Origin of the sequence: Shinella sp. AETb1-6, from assembly GCF_009826875.1 — a bacterium.
Taxonomy (GTDB): domain Bacteria; phylum Pseudomonadota; class Alphaproteobacteria; order Rhizobiales; family Rhizobiaceae; genus Shinella; species Shinella sumterensis.
This window is the reverse complement of record NZ_WUMM01000007.1, coordinates 41894-62419: the sequence shown is the minus strand read 5'-3', so window position 1 is coordinate 62419 and position 20526 is coordinate 41894. Positions and strand designations below refer to the sequence as shown.

The 20526-nt window shown below is 62.9% G+C and carries 16 protein-coding genes; 3 read left to right on the top strand and 13 right to left on the bottom strand.

Going from position 1 to position 20526, the window contains the following annotated elements; translation table 11 throughout:
• Positions 1 to 2 precede the first annotated feature (2 nt).
• On the bottom strand, positions 3 to 1376 hold the full coding sequence (locus GR158_RS14105) for a GH1 family beta-glucosidase (protein ID WP_160871520.1): 1374 nt from the start codon (positions 1374 to 1376) through the stop codon (positions 3 to 5).
• Between the two features lie 190 nt (positions 1377 to 1566).
• On the opposite strand from GR158_RS14105, the gene GR158_RS25520 reads away from it, so the two are divergent.
• Positions 1567 to 2469 (top strand): HD-GYP domain-containing protein, encoded by a 903-nt coding sequence (locus tag GR158_RS25520; protein ID WP_160871519.1) that lies wholly within the window; start codon positions 1567 to 1569, stop codon positions 2467 to 2469.
• Between the two features lie 47 nt (positions 2470 to 2516).
• Here GR158_RS25520 and GR158_RS14095 read toward each other — a convergent pair whose 3' ends face one another.
• From GR158_RS14095 to GR158_RS14075, 5 genes are all read right to left on the bottom strand, one after another.
• Positions 2517 to 3701, bottom strand: a complete 1185-nt coding sequence (locus GR158_RS14095; RefSeq protein ID WP_160871518.1) for a Gfo/Idh/MocA family protein — start codon at positions 3699 to 3701, stop codon at positions 2517 to 2519.
• Positions 3702 to 3714: 13 nt separating this feature from the next.
• On the bottom strand, positions 3715 to 4767 hold the full coding sequence (locus GR158_RS14090; protein WP_160871517.1) for a sugar phosphate isomerase/epimerase: 1053 nt from the start codon (positions 4765 to 4767) through the stop codon (positions 3715 to 3717).
• 180 nt (positions 4768 to 4947) lie between these two features.
• The gene (locus tag GR158_RS14085) at positions 4948 to 5901 is read right to left on the bottom strand and encodes a substrate-binding domain-containing protein (RefSeq protein ID WP_160871516.1); all 954 of its coding nucleotides are present in this window, start codon (positions 5899 to 5901) and stop codon (positions 4948 to 4950) included.
• A gap of 107 nt (positions 5902 to 6008) precedes the next feature.
• Positions 6009 to 7019, bottom strand: a complete 1011-nt coding sequence (locus GR158_RS14080; protein WP_134646023.1) for an ABC transporter permease — start codon at positions 7017 to 7019, stop codon at positions 6009 to 6011.
• A gap of 51 nt (positions 7020 to 7070) precedes the next feature.
• The gene (locus GR158_RS14075; protein ID WP_134646025.1) at positions 7071 to 8597 is read right to left on the bottom strand and encodes a sugar ABC transporter ATP-binding protein; all 1527 of its coding nucleotides are present in this window, start codon (positions 8595 to 8597) and stop codon (positions 7071 to 7073) included.
• A gap of 218 nt (positions 8598 to 8815) precedes the next feature.
• Between GR158_RS14075 and GR158_RS14070 the strand changes: the two genes are divergently transcribed.
• Positions 8816 to 9847 carry a LacI family DNA-binding transcriptional regulator gene (locus GR158_RS14070; protein WP_134646027.1) on the top strand — a complete coding sequence of 344 codons (1032 nt, stop codon included), beginning with the start codon at positions 8816 to 8818 and terminating at the stop codon, positions 9845 to 9847.
• Between the two features lie 3 nt (positions 9848 to 9850).
• Here GR158_RS14070 and GR158_RS14065 read toward each other — a convergent pair whose 3' ends face one another.
• The 7 genes from GR158_RS14065 to GR158_RS14035 form a co-directional block, all read right to left on the bottom strand.
• Complete coding sequence (locus GR158_RS14065) at positions 9851 to 11359, bottom strand: methyl-accepting chemotaxis protein (protein WP_160871515.1); 1509 nt, start codon at positions 11357 to 11359, stop codon at positions 9851 to 9853.
• Between the two features lie 308 nt (positions 11360 to 11667).
• Positions 11668 to 12978, bottom strand: coding sequence for a xylose isomerase (gene xylA, locus GR158_RS14060; protein ID WP_160871514.1), 1311 nt, complete (start codon positions 12976 to 12978; stop codon positions 11668 to 11670).
• A 24-nt stretch (positions 12979 to 13002) separates the two neighbouring features.
• A complete protein-coding gene (gene xylB, locus GR158_RS14055; RefSeq protein ID WP_160871513.1) occupies positions 13003 to 14457 on the bottom strand; it encodes a xylulokinase in 1455 nt (484 codons plus the stop codon).
• A 10-nt stretch (positions 14458 to 14467) separates the two neighbouring features.
• Positions 14468 to 15535: a LacI family DNA-binding transcriptional regulator gene (locus tag GR158_RS14050; protein ID WP_134646035.1), complete on the bottom strand. Its 1068-nt coding sequence runs from the start codon at positions 15533 to 15535 to the stop codon at positions 14468 to 14470.
• An 82-nt stretch (positions 15536 to 15617) separates the two neighbouring features.
• The gene (locus GR158_RS14045) at positions 15618 to 16736 is read right to left on the bottom strand and encodes a metallophosphoesterase (protein WP_160871512.1); all 1119 of its coding nucleotides are present in this window, start codon (positions 16734 to 16736) and stop codon (positions 15618 to 15620) included.
• 77 nt (positions 16737 to 16813) lie between these two features.
• The gene (locus tag GR158_RS14040) at positions 16814 to 18406 is read right to left on the bottom strand and encodes a DHA2 family efflux MFS transporter permease subunit (protein WP_134646039.1); all 1593 of its coding nucleotides are present in this window, start codon (positions 18404 to 18406) and stop codon (positions 16814 to 16816) included.
• A 26-nt stretch (positions 18407 to 18432) separates the two neighbouring features.
• Entirely contained in the window at positions 18433 to 19635 is a 1203-nt protein-coding gene (locus GR158_RS14035; RefSeq protein ID WP_134646041.1) for an HlyD family secretion protein, read from the bottom strand.
• A gap of 279 nt (positions 19636 to 19914) precedes the next feature.
• Between GR158_RS14035 and GR158_RS14030 the strand changes: the two genes are divergently transcribed.
• Positions 19915 to 20439: a TetR/AcrR family transcriptional regulator gene (locus GR158_RS14030; protein WP_246665655.1), complete on the top strand. Its 525-nt coding sequence runs from the start codon at positions 19915 to 19917 to the stop codon at positions 20437 to 20439.
• The last annotated feature ends 87 nt before the right edge of the window (positions 20440 to 20526 follow it).

Sequence of the window (20526 nt, the reverse complement as noted above, 5' to 3'; positions counted from 1 at the left end):
CATCAGCCGGTGCGATGGTTGCCCTTCGGAAATTGCCCGGCCAGCGCGCTGTACCAATGGCCGCTCTTCTTCACCGTGCGCACCTGCGTTTCGTAGTCGACATGCACGATGCCGAACCGCATGCGGTAGCCTTCCGCCCATTCGAAATTGTCCATCAGGCTCCAGGCGAAATAGCCGCGCATCGGGTAACCTTCACCGATCAGGTCCGCGGTGACGCCGAGATGGTCGGCGATGTAGTCGAGCCGCATCCCGTCATTCACCGCGCCGTTCTCGACTTCGGTGTTGTCGCAGGCGCCGTTCTCCGTGATGTAGCAATCCGGAAGCGCGTAAGCGGCGTTGAGCTTGCGGACGAGGTCGCCGAGTGCCGGCGCATAAACCTCCCAGCCGATATCGGTCTTCGCAGCGGAAACCGGTGGCGCATCGACCGTTGCCGGGAAGAGCGCCGCCTCCGACGGATCATGCGCGACGCGCATCGGCGTGTAGTAGTTGAGCCCCCACCAATCGAGCGGCTGGGCGATGGTCTCCATGTCGCCCGCCTCGATCTTCGGCATGCTATGTCCGAGAGCGGACAGGAATCGCTCGGGATACGCGCCCTTGAAGACCGGCCCGAAGAAAACGCCGTTGTGGAAATCGAAGGCGCGGTCGGCAGCGGCCTTATCCTCATCGCTGTCGCTGCCGGCATAGATGCTGTGCGCGTTCAGGACGAGCCCGACCGGCAGGTTGGGCCGTTCGGAGCGAATGGCGGAAACACCAAGTCCATGCGCGAGGTTCGTGACGTGCAAAGCGTGCAGCGCGGCGTCCATGTTACGCTCGCCGGGCGCGTGGATGCCATAGAGATGGCTGAGCCACACGGAGCACCATGGCTCGTTGAAGGTCGCCACCGCATCGAGCCGGTCGCCGAGGCGCGCGATCGTGGCTTTGGCGTAGCGCTGGAAGGCATAGGCCGTCCGGCGCGCCGTCCAGCCACCATCGCCGGCCAGCATGAGCGGCAGGTCCCAATGGTAGAGCGTCGCGAACGCCTTGATGCCGCGTGCCTTGAGGCCATCGACAAGGCGGTCGTAGAAGTCCAGCCCCTTCTCGTTTATCGGTCCCGTCCCCTCCGGAATGATCCGCGGCCATGCGATGGAGAAGCGGTAGGCTTCCACGCCGAGATCCTTGATCAGGTCGAGATCCTGGTCCAGCCGGTTGTAGTGGTCGCATGCGACATCGCCGTTGTGGCCACCATGGACCCGACCCGGCATGTTGGAAAAGGCATCCCATATCGACGCTTTCCGGCCGTCCGCCTTGGTGGCGCCTTCGATCTGGAACGCGGCGGTCGCCACGCCAAAGACGAAATCGCCGGGAAAGCGGTCGGCAAGAATCTTGGGATCGGTCATGGCGGCCCTTTCAGTATGATGAAACCACTGCAACGTTGCCGTAAAAGTGGCAGCGTGAAAAATCAAACGGTTTCTGAGAGCTACGGCGCGCGCTGACGACCGTCTTCTATTCATATGTAAATCAGATGACACTTAATCAGTAATTAGGCTTCGTCGCCTAAGCTGCGTCAGGTTCTGCGGGGATAAGGGCGTGGTACTCAGAATTCCGAAGCATCTCGTGCGCAAGGGCATGTTCATCGAAACGGTGGAATGCCCGGTTACCGAATTTCAGGCCCGACGCTTTCTGATCAAATCCGAAGATGCGGTTCGCGCCATTCTGGCCACATCAGCCACCCACGCCCTGGTCAACCAGCAACAAAGCACGATCGACGTGGATGCCGTGATGAACGGCGCTGCGAAGGCGCAGGAAGAACAACGCCAGCATACACTCGAAACGGTGTCCCAATCGGCGCGCTCCCTGCGCGAAAGCTTCCTGGCGGCGCAAGCCGGCACGCTGAAGATCGAGACGCTGGGGCCGGTCGCCGACGAGATTGCCGAGCGCATCGAGGCCGCACCCGATGTCTTTCTGGAGGTCACGCGCCTCAAGACGAAGGATGAAGGAACCTATGTTCATTCGCTGGCCGTCAGCGCGCTGATGATGCAGCTCGCCCGCGCGCTGGGATACGATGACGATGCCGTACGCGAACTGGGCGTCGCCGGCCTGCTGCATGACGTCGGCAAGCTGATGGTTCCCAACGCCGTGCTGAACAAGACCGGCAGGCTCGACGCGAACGAACGCCAGCTGGTCCGCAATCACCCGGAAGTCGGCTATCGCATGCTTAAACAGCAGGGCAATGTTTCCGGTATCGTTCTGGATGTCTGCCGGCTGCACCACGAAGCCCTTGACGGCACAGGCTACCCGCTCGGCCTGAAGGGCGACAGGATCAGCGCCGAGGTGCGGCTGGCCACCGTGTGCGACGTCTTCGAGGCATTGACGAGCGCCCGGCCCTACAAGAAGGCCTGGTCGACGAGGGATGCCATCAACTGGATGTTCGATCACAACCAGATGTTCGACACGAAGCTGGTGCTACGCCTCGGCAGCATGTTCTCATGATGGCATGCAGCCGCCGCGAAGATGCGGCGGCCACCGGATTGCTGTTGTCAGACCTTGATCCAGGCGCCGTTCTTCTTTGAAGACTGCACGCAGGCATCGACAAAGAGCATGCCCTTCAGCCCATCGTCCACCGTGGGATAGACAACGGCGGCATCGACGGGCGCGCCATTGCGCTTGGCATAGATCGCGCGGGCAGCTTCCGAATAGATATTCGCAAAGCCTTCGAGATACCCCTCCGGATGACCGGACGGAATGCGGCTGACACGGCCGGCTGCGGCGCCGGCCCCGGCGCCGTTGCGGGTGATCAGGCGCTTCGACTCGCCGAAGGGCGTGTACCAGAGGTAGTTCGGATCGGCCTGCACCCATTCCAGGCCACCCTTCGTGCCATAGACGCGAACCTTCAGGCCATTTTCGTGGCCGGGCGCGACCTGGCTGCACCACAGCATGCCCTTGGCGCGCGCACCGTCCTTTTCCTTGAAGCGCATCAGGACATGGGCGTTGTCGTCGAGCTTGCGGCCCGGCACGAAGCTGTCCAGGTCGGCCGAGAGTTCTTCAAGCTCGAGGCCCGAGACGAAGCATCCGAGATTGTAGGCGTGCGTTCCGATGTCGCCCGTCGAGCCACCCGCGCCCGACTTGGAGGGGTCCGTCCGCCACGCCGCCTGCTTCTGGCCGCTCGACTCGATATCCTCGGTCAGCCAGTCCTGCGGATATTCCATCTGCACCAGGCGGATGGTGCCGAGATCGCCGTTTGCGATCATCTCGCGGGCCTGCCGCACCATCGGATAGCCGGTATAGTTGTGGGTCAGCACGAAGAGGGCGTCGCTTTCGTCGGCCAGCTTCTTCAGCTTGCGCGCATCGCCGAGCGTCGAAGTCAGCGGCTTGTCGCAGATGACGTGGATGCCGCGCTTGAGGAACTCCTTGGCCGCCTCGTAGTGCACATGGTTGGGCGTGACGATCGCCACCGCCTCGATACCGTTCTTCAGCTTGGCCTCGCGGATCGCCATTTCCTTGAAGCTGCCATAGCTGCGGGCCGGGTCGAGGCCCAGTTCGCGCGCCGACTGCTCGGCCTTTTCAGGCGAGGACGACAGCGCGCCGGCGACCAGTTCGTAGTGATCGTCGAGCCGGGCTGCCATGCGGTGCACCGCACCGATAAAGGCGCCGGAACCACCGCCGACCATGCCAAGCCGGATCCGGCGTTCGCGCGTTTCGTTCGCGCTTCCTTCGATTGCCATCGTGTGTTCCTCCTTAAAGACCCAGCATGCGCCGGTTGGCCGCCTCGTCGGTACCGCCGTCGGCAAAGTCGTCGAAGGCCTTGTCCGTCACGCGGATGATATGCGCCTTGACGAATTCCGCGCCTTCGCGGGCACCGTCCTCGGGATGCTTCAGCGCGCATTCCCATTCGACCACGGCCCAGCCGGCGAAATCGTTGGCCGCCATCTTGGAGAAGACGGCGCCGAAATCCACCTGCCCGTCACCCAGCGAGCGGAAGCGGCCGGCGCGGTTGACCCAGCCCTGGTAGCCGCCATAGACGCCCTGCCGGCCCGTCGGATTGAACTCCGCATCCTTCACATGGAACATGCGGATACGATCCTTGTAGATGTCGATGTTGTCGAGATAGTCAAGGCATTGCAGCACATAGTGCGAGGGGTCGTAGAGCATGCAGGCGCGGGCATGATTGCCGGTGCGCTCCAGGAACATCTCATAGGTTATGCCGTCGTGCAGGTCTTCGCCGGGATGGATCTCGTAGCAGACGTCCACGCCATTCTCATCCGCATGGTCGAGCAGCGGCTTCCAGCGCTTCGCAAGCTCGTCGAACGCGGTCTCGACAAGACCGGCCGGGCGCTGCGGCCAGGGATAGACGAACGGCCAGGCGAGCGCGCCCGAGAAGCTCGCCATGGCGTTCAGGCCGAGATTGCGCGATGCGGTCAACGCGAGCTTTACCTGTTCGACGGCCCATTCCTGCCGGGCCTTCGGATTGCCGCGCACTTCCGGTGCGGCGAAGCCGTCGAAGGCCTCGTCATAGGCGGGATGCACGGCGACCAGCTGGCCCTGAAGATGGGTGGAAAGCTCGGTGAGCTCGACGCCGTTCTCGCGCGCTTTGCCGGCGAATTCGTCGCAATAGGTCTTGGATTCCGCCGCCTTCTTCAGGTCGATCAGCCGCGCGTCCCAGGTGGGAACCTGCACGCCCTTGTAACCGATATCGGCGGCCCACTTGGTGATGCTGTCCCAGGAGTTGAACGGCGCGGCATCGCCGGCGAACTGTGCAAGAAACAGGGCCGGGCCCTTGATCGTCTTCATATTCGGCTTCCTCCCATGCACCCGGCCGATCCTCGCGGCCGGTTGAAGATATTCTTGCGGTACGTACCGCAGATTTTAAAAACTATCGACCTTTGACAGTGCGGGCAATGCGAAATCGACGCGCCCGCCAATGAAAGGCCGCCCGGAACGAGGTGTCCCGGGCGGCGCATCAGGAATGGATCAGAACGGCGAATCCGGGAAGTAGAAGTCCTTCGCGTTGTCCTTCGTCACCAGCGTCGCGTCGATCGTGTAGACGCCGCGGACCGGAACCTGGCCGTAGAAGTGGGCAGCCGCCATCTCAAGGGCGGTACCGACCATCGCCGGCGGATAGAGAACATCGACGGGGATCATCTTGTCGCCGTCCATGACCTTCTTGATCATGTCCTTAGAACCGGCGCCCGCGACGACATACTGGATGTCCGTGCGGCCGGCCTGCTCGATGGCCTGGAGAACGCCGACGGCCATATCGTCGTCCTGGCACCATACGACATCGATCTTCTGGTACTTGGTCAGGTAGTCCTGCATGACCTTGAAGGCATCGTCGCGGTTCCAGTTACCGTACTGACGGTCGAGAACCTTGACGCCCGAGCCTTCGATGCCCTTGTCGAAGCCGTTCTGGCGCTCCTGGTCGATCGGGATCGGCATGCCGCGGATAACGACGACTTCGGCTTCCGGCGTGGTCTCCTTGATGTACTGACCGGCCACTTCACCGAGCGCGAAGTTGTTGCCGGCGACATAGAGATCGCGCACGGTGCCGTCGTTGACGCTCGGCGCACGGTCGACAAGCGCGACGAAGGTGCCGTTGCCCTTGATTTCCTTGATGGCGTTGACCAGCGGATCCGGATCGGTCGGCAGGATGACGAGCGCGTCGATGCCCTGCGTGGCAAGATCCTGCACGGCATTCGCCTGGCTTGCCGGATCCGGCGAGGTCTTGACCACGACGTTGAGGCCCGAATGGCTTGCCATCAGCTGCTTGGCGACACGCTCGGCATGATAGATCACGCCTGCCGTCCAGCCGTGGCTGGCGGCCGGGATCGAGACCCCGATGGTGACCTTCTTCTCTTCCTGTGCGTGGGCGAAGCCGGCAAAGGCGGCAACCGCGGCGACCGTCAGGCCCAATAGTTTCTTGCGCATGAGTTTCCTCCCAAAAGCAGGTCTTGCTTCGTGGCCGGGCGACCTGTGAACCCGACTGTTCTCCCACAACCCCGGCCGCCTTGTGCTGTGGCCGGAATTGCTTGGGCTTACGACTTGCGTACCAGCGAGCGCTGGACGAGCATCGCAATGATGATGATCGCACCCTGGATGGCTCCGATCAGATATTCGCTGATGAAGTTGGAAAGCAGCATGATATTGCCGACCAGTTCGAGAATGAAGGCGCCGCAGATGGTGCCCCAGACGCGCCCTGCCCCGCCCTTCAGCGCCGTGCCGCCGACGACGACGGCAGTGATCGCCTGCAATTCCCACAGAATGCCGGTGGTGGCCGAAGTGGAGCCGAGACGCGGCACATAGAGCAGCACCGCAATCGCCACGCAGACACCCTGGATGACGAAGGCAATGGTGCGCACGCGGTTCACCGGAATGCCGGAATAGCGTGCGACATCGCTGTTGGAACCGACAGCGACCACATGACGGCCATAGCGGGTGCGGTAGAGAACGAAGGCTGCGACGATCGTCACCGCCAGGATGACGACGATCGGAACCGGCACGCCGAGAATGCTGCCGAAATAGGCCGGCCGATAGAGCGCCTGCAATTCCGGTTCGCGCAGCGTGATCGCGCCGCCCTGCGATAGCCAGGTGGTGAGGCCGCGATAGATGCCCATCGTGCCGAGCGTGGCGATGAAGGGTTCGATCTTGCCGACGGTGGTGATCAGGCCGTTCGCCAGGCCGCAGCCGGCGCCGATGATGATCGTCAGCGCCACCGCAGCCGCCAGCATCAGCGACGGATCGGCAATCGCACCGGAATTCATGAAGAGGATCATGATGCTGGCCACGAAGGCCACCATAGACCCGACCGAAAGATCGAGGTCGCCCGACGAGATGACGAAGGTCGCGCCAACCGCGATGATCGCGATGAAGGCGCTGCGTGTCGCCACGTTCGCGAGATTGTTGAGCCCGATGAAATTCGGATTGACCAGCGCACCGACGATCAAAAGCAGTGCCAGCGCCGCAAAGGGCGCGACCGCTCTCAGGTCGATATCTCGCCAGGTGCGGCCCCTCGCGCTGGTTTCTGCCGCGTCTTCGCTTGCCGTCATGTTCGTCCCCGACGTGAATGCGTTGTTGTGTTGCCGCCCGCCCTTTAAGGGTCAGGCAGCGGTCTTTTTCTTGAGGCCGGCCGAGTAGCGCATGATCTCCTGCTCGGAGATCTCTTCGCCTTCGAGAATGCCGACGATCCGCCCTTCCCGCATCACCGCGACGCGGGTGCAAAGCCCGATGATCTCCGGCATCTCTGAGGAGACGACGATGATCGACTTGCCGTCGCGCGCGAGCGCGGAGATGAAGTGATAGATCTGCTGCTTGGTGCCCACATCGATGCCGCGCGTCGGCTCATCGATGATGATGACGTCGGGCTCGGTCTCCATGACCTTGGCGAGAAGAAGCTTCTGCTGGTTGCCGCCCGACATGCGGCCGGCGACGACGCGGCCGTCGCGCACGCGGATGTCGAAGCGTCGGCGCGCCCGCTCCAGGGCGGCCGCTTCGCTCTTCGGGCTCAGGTAGCCATGGTCACCGTGCCGATCCAGCGATTGCAAGGTAAGGTTCGCCGTCATGCCGGAGTTCAAAAGCAGGCCCTTGTGCTTGCGGTCCTTGGTCATGTAGGCGATGCCGACGCGATTGGCGGCATGCACATCGCCTGCCGGCACCGGCGTGCCGCGCACGGACACTTCTCCCGCCGTACGGGACCTGAGACCGGCAACCGCTTCCATCAACTCCGTGCGCCCGGACCCGATAAGGCCGGAGAAACCGAGGATTTCGCCCTTGCGCACATCGAAGCTGGCGTCCTGCACGTAATGCGTCGACAGTCCCGTGACGGAAAGCATCACGTCTTCGTCGACGCTCGGCTCCTGCTTGGCCGGGTAAAGGCTGGAAAGCTCGCGGCCGACCATCAGCTGGGCAATGGACTCGCCGTCGAGAATGCTGGTCGGCGCCGTCTTCACCCATTGGCCATCGCGCAGCACGGTGACGCGATCGGTCAGCTCCATCACCTCGTCCAGCTTGTGCGAGACGAAGACGAACGAGGTGCCCCGCTCGCGCAGCTTGCGCACCTGGCGGAACAGGTAATTGGTCTCCTCGCGGGAGAGAACGGCCGTCGGCTCGTCCATGAAGATGATGCGCGCATCGCGGCTGATCGCCTTGGCGATTTCCACCATCTGCTTGTCGGCGATGGATAGCGAACTGATCAGCGCATTTTCATCGACATGAGAGCCGAGCTGATCGAGCACGCGGCGCGTTTCCGCACGCATGAACTTGCGATCCAGCACCCCGAAGCGCGTGACTTCGCGCCCGAGGAAAAGGCTCTCGGATACCGTCAGGTGCTCCGCGAGATTGAATTCCTGGTGGATGATGACGATGCCGAGCGCCTCGGCCTGGCCGTTCGGCGGCAGCTTGATCGGCTGGCCGTCGAGAAGGATTTCACCGGAGGTGGGCTGCTCGAAGCCCGAAAGAATCTTCACCAGCGTCGACTTGCCGGCGCCGTTCTCTCCCATCAACGCATGGATTTCGCCGGCGCGCAGCTCGAAGTTGACGCTGAACAGCACCTGCACGCCGTTGAACGACTTCGAGACACGGCGTGCGGCTAGAACAACGGGTGCGCCGTCGGCAACGTCCGAATTCATCGATTTCCTCCCTGCGGCTCCTCGACCGCTTGAGCCCTATGTAAACCTTTACACGATCTATGTAAAGGTTTACATCATCGGACATCAGGAATTTTCATCAAGCGTCGTTTGACCCTCGGGCCAGTCTGTGTAGTGTCCCGCAAATCGTTTGCACCAGCCGTTCCGGATAGAGAATCGTTTCGCATATCTGGAACCGTCGCCGCCGAGTGAGAGCCAGTTTGTCGATGTCCAGCCCAGCCACGATCGAGGATGTCGCGCGTATCGCGCAAGTCTCGATCGCGACCGTGTCGCGGGCGATCCACACACCGGAGAAAGTGGCCAACTCGACGCGGCTGAAGGTGAACCAGGCGATCGCCATCACCGGCTACACGACCAATGCGATGGCGCGCAGCCTGCGGCTTGGCCGGTCGAACATGATCCTCGTGGTCGCACCCGACATCGGCGATCCGAACTTCTCCAATATCCTCGTCGGCCTTGAGAACGAGGCGCGCGCGCACGGCTACGGCATCCTGATCGGCCATACGCAGAACGATCCGCAGCGCGGGCTGGAATATCTGAAGTTCCTCAATTCGAACCAGGCTGCCGGGCTGATCCTCTTCACCGGCATCCTGCCCTTCGGGCACCAGAGCATGACGGCACGGTTGCCGCCCAGCGTCGGCGTCTTCGAGCCCGTCTATAATGGCGGCATTCCCTATGTCGGCGTCGACGATATCGAGGGCGCACGCAAGGCGATCGATCTGCTGATCGCCGAAGGCCACCGCAAGATCGCCTTCGTCGGCGATTCACGCACGCGCCTCGCCTATGCCCGCCGGCGCCAGGGTTATGACGCGGGGCTGGACGCGGCGGGCGTACCGGAGAGCGACCGGATCGTGCTGGAGGGCGACGGCACCATCGAAAGCGGACGGCTTGCGCTGGAACAGCTCTTCATGCGCGACACGCTGCCGAGCGCCTTCATGTGCGTGAACGACCAGACGGCCATCGGCGTCATGATCGGGCTTGGCGCGCGCGGCTATGACATTCCGAAAGACTTCTCCGTCACCGGTTTTGATGACGTCCCGCAAGCGAGCTTCATGAGCCCGTCGCTGACGACGATCCGCCAGCCGCGCACGGCCATCGGCAAGAGCGCCATGGCGCTACTCTTTGAACTGCTGTCAGACAGCGAGCCGGCCGAAACGGAAATCCTGCTGCGCCCCGACCTCATCGTGCGCAATTCCGTCTCGGCACCTTCGCGGCGTTTCCAGAAGCGCTAAACCTCAGCCGTAGCGCCGCTCTTCGGCAAAGGATGCTGCCTGGGCGCGCCCGGCCGAGACCTTGAAGCTGTCGACCAGCCCTTTCAGCTTCGTGCTGATCTGCATCAGATTGTGCGTGGCGGCATTGGTCTCTTCCACCATGCCGGCATTCTTCTGCGTCATCTGGTCCATGCTGACGACGGCGGTGTTGATCTCTGAAATGCCGGCGGATTGCTCGCGCGCGGAGCTGGCGATGGCATCGATATGCCCGTTGATATGGACCACCTGCTCGCCGATATGGCGCAACGCCTCGCCGGTCTTGTTGACCAGGGATACGCCGAGCAACACATCCTCGAAGGACTTGTCGATCAATGCCTTGATTTCCTTGGCGGCCTCGGCGGATTTCTGCGCGAGTTCGCGAACCTCCTGCGCCACGACGGCAAAGCCCTTGCCCGCCTCGCCGGCCCGCGCAGCCTCGACGCCGGCATTGAGCGCCAGAAGATTGGTCTGGAAGGAAATCTGGTCGATCACGCCGATGATCTGGGTGATCTGACGCGAGGAATCCTCGATCGCGCTCATCGCCGATACGGCCTGCTCGACGACGTCGCCGGAGCGGCGCGCCTCTTCGGTGGCGCTGCCCACGACGCGCCTCGCCTCCTCCGCGCGGTTGGCGGCTTCGCGTGAGATCGTGGTGATTTCCTCGACCGCCGCCGCAGTCTCTTCCAGCGAAGCCGCCTGCTGCTCCGTCCGCCTGGACATGTCGTCCGTCACAGCCACCAGCTCGCTGGAATTGCCGGCAGCGTCCTCCGCCGCGGCGGCAATGGAGCCCAGCGTATCGTCGAGCTTGCCGATGGCGGCGTTGAAATTGGATCGCAGCCGCTCGAACTGCGGCGCAAGCGGCTTGGTGATGGACGCCGTCAGATCGCCCCCGGCCACGCGGTTCAAAGATGTATCGAGCGCGGCAAGGGCCTCCTCCTGCTCGGCATTCTGCGCCTGCCGTTCGGTCTCGACCTTGTCACGCTCTTCCTGCAACGCTTCGAGATATACCGAGATCGCATAGTCCATGTCGACGAGCGCGGCCTTGACGATGGACGAAACCTCCTCGCTCAGCGCCGCTGCCTTCTTGCGGAAGAGGAAGCCTTCAAGATGCTTGGCGATGACGTTCTGAAGGATGGAATCGAGGATCAGCGCATAGCCGCCGATATACCAGCGCGGCTCGAGCCCGAGGCGGGCATGCGTCTTGCCGATCATCGTGACCGCGTCGACATACTGCGCATCGAATGTCGCCGAACCGATCAGTTCCCAATGCTTGATCTGGCGGCCCTTCGCGCCCTGGATATGCGCCTCGCTGGAAAAGAAGCGCGCGGTCTCGGGCGTCGCGCGCGCCTTGCGGTAGAATGTGTCGAGCGCACCGTCCAGCGAAGCGGAAATCGTCGGCAGGACGCGCTTCAGCGCTGCGCGCTGCGTCACGTCGAGATCGACAAACTGGAGGCGGTCATTCAGCTGCTTGGTCTTGGCATCCTGCGCGGTCATCGGAAATAGTCCTGGTGGCCGCCCCGGAATCAATCAAAGGTTGAGGCCACAACACCCCTGATTCCCTTTAACTCTTGGGAATGATGGTAAATAAAGCCTATATCGCCACGGAAAATCGCACAAAACTTGATAGACATCAATTTTATAACGTAATGCGGACAACTGAAACGATACAAAATACAACCGGCCTAAGACTAGAAGCCTACATAACGTAACGTAAGGCAGTACATCTGCCACGAGCGAGGCTTCAACCGTCTGAAACGAAGAAGGGCGCCAGCGGCGCCCTTCGTATAGTCTGTAAAGCGCAATCAAACGTAGCGGTTCACCACGTTCTCCAGATATTCCTGACGGCCGGAGCGCGGCTGCGGATTGACGTTTCCGTTGACCACATAGGCTTCCAGCGCTTCCAGCGACGAACCGCCCGACAGGATCTTCTGCGCTTCCGGCGTCTGCCATCCGGCATAACGATCGGCGAGCGGCGCCGACAACGCCTTGTCCTCGATCATCTTCGCCGCAGCCTTCACGCCGCGCGCGCAGCAATCCATGCCGCCGATGTGACCGACCAGCAGATCCGCGGGATCGATCGACTGGCGGCGCAGCTTCGCATCGAAATTGGTGCCGCCCGTCGTGAAGCCGCCACCGGACAGAACCTGGTAGAAGGCCAGCGCCATTTCCGGCACATTGTTCGGGAACTGGTCGGTGTCCCAGCCGGACTGATAGTCGTTGCGGTTCATATCGATCGAACCGAAGATGCCGAGCGCATTGGCCAAAGACAGCTCGTGCTCGAAGGAGTGGCCGGCCAGGATGGCATGGCCCTGCTCGATATTGAGCTTGACCTCGTTTTCCAGGCCGTACTTCTTGAGGAAGCCGTAGACCGTCGCGACATCGTAGTCGTACTGGTGCTTGGTCGGCTCCTGCGGCTTCGGCTCAATGAGGATCGCGCCCTTGAAGCCGATCTTGTGCTTGTACTCCACCACCATGTTGACGAAACGGCCGAGCTGGTCGAGTTCCTGGCCGATATTGGTGTTGAGCAGCGTCTCGTAGCCTTCACGGCCGCCCCACAGCACATAGTTGTCGCCGCCGAGGCGGTGCGTGGCGTCCAGGCAGGTCTTCACGGTCGCAGCGCCGAAGGCGAAGACGTCAGGGTCGGGATTGGTGGCAGCGCCGCCCATGTAGCGGCGGTTGGAGAACAGGTTTGCCGTGCCCCACAAAAGCTTGACGCCGGTCTCGGCCTGCTTCTTCTCGAAATAGTCGACGATCTCGTTGAGGTTCTTCGTGTTCTCGATGAAGTCCTTGCCTTCCGGGCGCACATCCGCATCGTGGAAGCAGTAGAACGGCACGCCGAGCAGATGGAAGAACTCGAAGGCGACGTCTGCCTTGAGCTTGGCTGCCTTCATCGTGTCGTCGAACCAGGGACGCTCGAAGGTCTGGCCGCCGAAGGGGTCGCCGCCCGGCCACACGAACGTGTGCCAATAGGCGACGGCGAAGCGCAGATGGTCCTCCATGCGCTTGCCCAGGACAATCTCATCCGGATTGTAATGGCGGAAGGCGAGCGGGTTGGTGCTCTCGGGGCCTTCATATTTGATCTTGGCGATATCGCCGAAGAAGCCGGTGGACATGGTGTCTCCTCTCGTTTTCGTTGGTCAGTAGGCAGCGCGGATCGCCGGGTAGAGGCGGCGGTAGCGCTGATAGGCATCCTCGTAGGCGGCCGACAGCGCTGCCTCCGGATGGATCGTCTCCGCCGTCGCCGGAGGTGTCAGGATGTCCGTCGGGTTGGCGCCGGTCGCAGCGATCAGGCCGAGGCGTGCCGCACCGAAGGCAGCGCCGAAGTCACCATCCGCCGGCAGGTCGACCGGCAGGCCGAGCGCGGTGGCGATGGACTTCAGCCAGTAGCGCGAACGCGATCCGCCGCCGATGGCGGTGACGCGCGTGAGCGCGGTGCCAGCGGATTTCAGGGCTTCCAGACTGTCGCGAATGGCGAATGCGACCCCTTCCAGCACGGCTTGGGTCAGAACCGTGCGGTCGGCCTCATGGCCGAGACCGAGGAAGGCGCCGCGGATCGTCGCGTCGTTATGCGGCGTGCGTTCGCCGGAGAGATAGGGCAGGAAGGTCACGTGGGACGGCGTCTTCAGCGTATCGCCCAGCTCCTTCGTCAGGTCGGCGGCGGACGCGCCGGTGACGCGGGCGTGCCAGTTCAGCGCATCCGTGGCCGAGAGGATGACGCCCATCTGGTGCCAGGTGTCGGGAAGTGCGTGGCAGAAGGCGTGCACGGCGCTTTCCGGATTGGGCAGGTAGCGGGCATTGGCCGCAAAGAGCACGCCGGATGTGCCGAGCGAGACGAAAGCCGTGCCCTCGCGCACCGTTCCCATGCCGCAGGCGGAGGCCGCGTTGTCGCCGGCGCCGCCGGCAATGACGATGCCCTCGCGAAGGCCCCACTTCGCGGCAAGCTCCGGCCGCAACGTTCCCGCCGGCGCGGTGCCTTCCACGAGACCGGGCATCTGGCTTTCATCGAGCCCCGTTGCTGCAAGCAACTCGCTGGACCATTTGCGTGCGCCCGTGTCGAGCCAGGATGTGCCCGCCGAATCCGACATTTCCGAGAGATGCTCGCCGGCGAGCCAGAGGCGCAGGTAGTCCTTGGGCAGCAGCACCCAGCGCACCCTGGCGAAGATATCCGGCTCATTGTTCTTCACCCAGGCGAGCTTGGGCGCGGTGAAGCCCGGAAAAACGATATTGCCGGTGATCTTGCGGAAGCGCGGATCGGCATCCAGCGCTGCCGCTTCGCGGTAGCTGCGCGTATCGTTCCACATGATGCAGGGCCGGAGAACCTTGTCATCGGCGTCGAGAAGCGTCGCACCGTGCATGTGGCCGGAAAGACCGATGCCGCGCACGGCGGAAAACGCGTCGGGATGGGCCGAGCGCAGGCCGGCGATCGCTTCTTCCGTGGCGCGGATCCAGTCGGCCGGATCCTGCTCGGACCAGCCGTCGTGCAGCCGCGTGGTCGTGACTTCCTTGCTGGAGGCCGAGCCGACGACGGCCTGGTCGTCGCCGATCAGCATGGCCTTGACGCCCGATGTGCCGAGATCGATCCCGAGATACATGCGCTTCTCCCTAATTGCCGGCCGCGCCGGGCGTATCATCTGCGCCCGGTTCGGACGGAAGATTGTCCTTGATGAAGATTTCGAGCCGGATGCGCTCCTGAGCGGCAATCACCGGCAGGCCATCGGCCTTGGCGCGTAGCACGCGAATGGCGCTGCGCACCTCATGGCCGGCATCCTGGTTGAGCACGGCATCGACCAGTCCGCCTTCGAGCGCGGCGCGGGTCTCGTCGGTCACTTCGTGGGCGATCACGCAGAGGCTTCGGGCCGCGCCGGTCGCAGCAAGCGCCTTCACCAGTCCCCGGTTGCCCGCGCCGAGGCTGTAGATGCCGGCAAGATCGGGCACGTCGGCGAGACATTTGGCGATGAGGCCGAAGGAAAGCTCGGGATCGTCCTGTCCTTCCAGCACGGGCAGGACCGCGCGGGATACCGGCATGGCCGACATGGCGGCCAGGAAGCCTTCAAGGCGTTCACCGTGGTCGCGCACCCGCATCGAGCCCGCGAGCACGGCGACCGGCCCGGGCCTCTCGCCCAGGAACCGCCCCATCAGGCTGCCGGCGGTGCGGCCCGCGGCGATGTTGTCGACGCCGATGAAATGATCGCGGCCGGAATTGGCAAGGTCCGATACGAGGGTGACGAAGGGTATGCCGGCCTCGCGCGCCCGGCCGATCGCAGCCAGCACCTCCGGCGCATCGACCGCGACGGCAGCGATACCGGCAACCGCCCGTTCGATCGCACCGTCGATTTCCCGTGCAAGAGCACGACCATCGAAGGCCGGAACCGTCACCACGGAAAGCTGCGTGCGCTCGACCATCGAATGGGCACCGGCGCGACGAACCTCGTCCTCCAGCCCGCGCATGAACGGATTGTCGCCCTCGGGCAGGATGAAGACGAGCGGATAAACACGGCTCTTGGCAAGATTGGCCGCAGCCACGTCGCGGACATAGCCGAGCTCGGCAATGGCCCCTTCGACCTTGGCGCGCGTCACGCCGCGAACGCCCGGCCGATCGTTCAGAACCCGATCGACGGTCGCGAGGCTGACGCCTGCCCGTTCGGCAATGTCGTGAACTGTCGGTCGCATGTCTCCTCCGTGGCCAGACCCTTAGAGGAGTTTTTGATGTACGTAAATCAAAAAATGGATCGACGCTTCGAAAGCGGCTTTTTTAACCGCTCAGGCGCTTGCTGAAAGCGTGGGTGAAGACGATGTCCGTGGCGCTCGTCCCGGCACGGGCGAGCACCACGTCCATGAACCGATCCGTGACGCGGACCACGGCAAGACCGCCCATGAAGGCCGCGACTGGCTTGAAGATGTCGTGGCCGTCGCGGTTGTAGATCATCGGCGTCGGGTGTTCGTGGCCGTGAAAAATGCCGACGACATTGTATTTGGTCAGCGTCGCCAGAAGGGCGGCGCGCGCCTCCTCCGTCCACCAGTGCGCAGGACCGGAGCCGTGCGGATCGAAGGTCTTGGCGACGGGATCCCAGTGTTCGGTGGAAAAATCGTCCCAGCCATAGTGCTGGAACAGCACGACCGGCCGGCCGTCTGAAGCGTAGGTGGCAAGGTCCTGCTGGAGCCAGGGCAGGCCGCTGATCGCGCCCTTCGTGCCGTCGCCGCCGAAGCGCTGGAGCTGGACGAGATGCAGCCCGCTCCAATCCCAGGAATAGTTGTCCGAATCGATATCGTAATTGGTGACGGGAACCGGCGCCTTGTAGAAAACGGTGGAGCGATGGTTCAGCTCGACGTAGTCACGCAACTCGCGGCGGTACCAGTCGGCGTGCGGCGGCACGCCGTCCTGATCGAGGTCATGGTTTCCAAGCCCGGTATAGACGGGATAATGCACACGATCCGGCCCCGTGCCCTGCTGATAGCGGCTGGCGAACTGCTGAAGCTGGCGCCCTTCGCCAGGAACCTTCACCTGTCCGCCGCCATCATCCGTCATGTCGCCACCGAACACGAGACCGCGCGGCGTGGCGATCGGGCTTCCCGCGCCAGCAAGGCCCGTAGGCTTGCCATCGATCTCGCTAGGCCAGGCGTGACCGGCAATTCCGTTGACCGCTGCGACGTGCTTCAGCAAAGCCGCGTCGGTCTTGCCCTCATCCGCGCAATTCGGGCTGAGGGCGTCTGCGGAAACGAGGCAGGCATGCACGTCGCAGGAAAACAGGAAGGTGACGTCCGTCGCCGGACGCTGCGCCTGCGCGAGGCCACGCTGCCCCGGCAGGATCATCGAGAGGCCGAGCCCGCCGGCCGCGGCGAGCAGATGACGACGTGAAACGGAAATGGGCATGCGGGCCTCCGGACAGCGATTGTCGGCCCGCATTCTGATGGCATTGCCCAGGCGCGGGCAAGAGGCATGACGGGCAATCAGTGCCCGCCGCCACCGCCGACGCCGGATTGCGGCTTCTTGATGATGAAGGCGCATAGGACAAGGGTGCCGAACAAGACCGTCAGCAGCAGGAAGACATCCGCGAAGGACAGGATCGTGGCCTGCTGCTGGACGAGCCCCGACATCCTCTGGATGGCGATCGTGTTGCCGTCGAGACCGTGCGCATTGTAGTTCGACGCCATATTGCGCAGCTGGTCCATCGCTGCGGGATTGCCCCACTGCACGTGCTCGGAAAGCCGGGCATAATGCTCCTGCTGCCGCTGCGTCAGGATCGTGTTGATCACCGCGAGCCCGACCGCACCCCCAAGGTTTCGCGTCAGGTTGAAAACCCCCGAGGCGCCGCGGATCTTGTCGGGCGGCAGGGTTCCCAAGGCGACGTTGTTGATCGGCACCATGCAGATCATCAGGCCGAAGCCGCGCAGGATTTGGGGCAGGAGCAGCTCGTAGAAGTCCCAGTCCGTCGTCAGGCTGCTCATGATCCACGTGCCGTAGGCAAAACACGCGAAGCCGATCATCATCATGAAGCGCGGATCCATGCGGCTCGACAAGGCGCCGGCGATGGGCGCGGTGCAGAACATCGCAAGGCCGCTGACGAACATGGTTTCGCCGATCATCAGCGAATCGTAGCCGCGGATGCGCCCGAGATAGAGCGGATAGAGATAGGTCAGCCCATAGAGGCCAATGCCCATGACGAAGGAAAACAGCGAGCCAAACGCGAAATTCCGATTGCTGAAGGCACGCAGGTCCACCACGGGAAATTCCACCGAGAACACCCGATAGAAGAAGATCAGCCCGCCGATGGTCGAGGCGACGGCGCCCATGACGATATATTCGTCGTTGAACCAGTCGTTGGCATTGCCCTCTTCCAGCACATATTCGAGCGCGCCCAGGAAGACCGCCATAGCGGCAAGTCCGAGCCAGTCGAACTTCTTCATGAGGCTGAACTGCGGCTTGTCGAAATCGATGAGGTTCCAGGTCAGCACCGTCACGATGATGCCGGGCACGATATTGACGAGGAACAGCCAGTGCCAGGAGAAGGCATGGCTCAAATAACCGCCGACCGTCGGACCGATGGTCGGCGCAAGCGTCGCGACGAGGCCGATCATCGGCGAGACGACCGAGCGCTTCGACGGCGGAAAGATGGTGAAGGCGGCCGCGAAGACCGATGGGATCATGCCACCGCCGATGAAGCCCTGGATCGCGCGGTAGACGATCATCTGGTCGATGTTCGTCGCGGTCGCCGCAAGGGCGCTGGCAATCGTGAATCCGGCCGCCGACGTCGCGAACAGCACACGCGTCGAAACGATGCGCGCCAGCGTTCCGGACAGCGGGATCATGATGACTTCGGCGATCAGGTAGGAGGTCTGAACCCAGCCGATTTCATCTGCACCCGCACTCAGGCCCGCCTGAATTTCGGCGAGCGAGGCGGAAACGATCTGGATGTCGAGGATCGACATGAACATGCCGAAGACCATCGCGAAGAACGCGACCATCCGGCGGACGGGAACCTTGTCAGACTGCGTTGGCGCCGCCGTCAGGGCGCCAGCAGTCGGCTGAGCGGTCGCGGCCATCGCCCGCGCTCCTTCGTTCGTGAGGCCTATTCGGCTTTCGCCACTGCCGCCGTGTCGGTCGGCGCTGTCCGGCTGTCCACATCAACGACAACGCTGAGCCCGGCCCTCAGCTTGCCCGTATCGAGGGCATCCTGCGGGATTGCGATGCGGACCGGCACGCGCTGCGTGATCTTGGTGAAGTTGCCGGTAGCATTTTCTGCCGGCAGCAACGAGAACACCGAACCGGATGCCGGCGCAATTGACGTGACCGTACCGACGATATCGTCCTTGTCGAAGGCATCGACATGCAGGTGAACCTTCGAGCCCGGCACCAGATGCGCGATCTGCGTTTCCTTGAAATTGGCCTCGACGTAAAGCTGCGTGACCGGAACCAGCGCGGCAAGCCTCTGTCCGGCCGAGACGAGATCGCCGACCTGCACCGAAACATTGCCGACGACGCCGTCATAGGGCGCCTTCAGCACCGTGAAACCGAGGTCGCGCGCTGCCTTGTCGCTGGCCAGTTGCAGCGACCGGACCGTGCTTTCCGCCTCGGCGCGCTGCGCCTGCAAGACGGCGATGTTGGCCCTGGCCGAGACAATGTTGGCATCCGCGCCGACGAGGTTCGCCTTGGCCTGGTCGAGCGCGACGGTGGCGCTGTCCAGCGAGGCGGTCGTGCCGACAGCCTTCGAATTCAGCTCCTTCGCGCGCGTCTCGGCGACCTGCGCACCTTCGAGGGCGGCTTGATAGGCGGTCTTCTGCGCTTCCGCCTGGGCAAGGCTGGCCTTGGCACCTTCGATCTGCGCATCGATGCGGTTGAGCGCCAGCTTCTGAGTCGCAATCTGGGCATCCGCCTGCTCGTGGGCGATGCGGTAGTCACCGTCATCGAGCGTCACGAGCGGATCGCCGGCCTTCACCGTCTGGTTCGCCACGACGTTCACGGCCGCCACATAGCCGGAGACCTTCGGCGAGATGGAGGCAATGTCGCCCTCGATATAGGCGTCATCGGTCGAAATCATGAAGCGGCCGTTGGTCCACCACTCATAGCCGAACCAGCCGGCACCGGCCAGCAAGGCGAGCGCGATAACAGGCAGCAGCAGACGACGCCCGCCCTTCTTTTTCTCGGGCTCGCGCGCAGCATCCGCGGACGCGGACACCTCTGCGGCGGCCGGCGGGGCCTCGCCGGTCTCCGCCTCGAAATCATCGTTGACTGGACGGACCTTTGCCGTGCCGGCACCATGGGAAGTCGACATGCGAGCGTCACCATTCTCTGGATAATCATTCGAACTGAACTGTTCGGTTCGATTTGACATAATGCTATTTTTCCCCCATATCAAGTGAAATCGAACCAACCGGTTCGAAATAGTTCACCCAGGGTTTCGGACACACAACGCCAGATGGACACGACGGCAGACAGATCGACCGTTACGCAGCCGGGAAGGCGCGCCGCCGGAGAAGACCCGGCGAAGCGTGAACAGATTCTCGACGGCGCAAAACGCGTTTTCATGAAGCAAGGTTTCGAAGCCGCGAGCATGAACGACATCACGCGTGCTGCCGGCGTCTCCAAGGGCACGATCTACGTCTACTTCCAGAACAAGGAAGACCTGTTCGAGGACATGGTCGAGCGCGAGCGCAGCAAGCTCACGGAGTCGGTACGCCATGTGCTCGATGCAAATCAGGAACTGGAAAAGACGCTGGAGGAGTTCGGTACGCTCTTCGCCACCCATGTCACGAACGATTCCACCATCCGCGCCATGCGCATGGTGATCGCCGCCAATCATCGCCTTCCGAAACTGTGTCGCAATTTCTTCTCCACCTCGACGGTCAATCCCATGTCCGTTCTCCAGGCCTATCTGGACAGGCAGGTCACGGCGGGTGTCCTCGTCTGCGACGACACGGCTCATGCGGCCCGGCAGTTCATGGAACTCACCACGGTCGGCCTCTTCAAGCCCCGCATCTTCGGCGTGATGGAAGAAGCGCCGCTGAAAGCGACGATCGAGAAGAATGTAGCCTCCGCGATCCGGGTTTTCACCGCCGCCTATGGCGCAAGGCCCTGAAAGCGCCGCCATCGTCGCAATCTTATAACGAATTCGTGAAATAATGTGCGCCGGGTGGCTCATCCGCTTGTCAGCCGCCAATTTCCT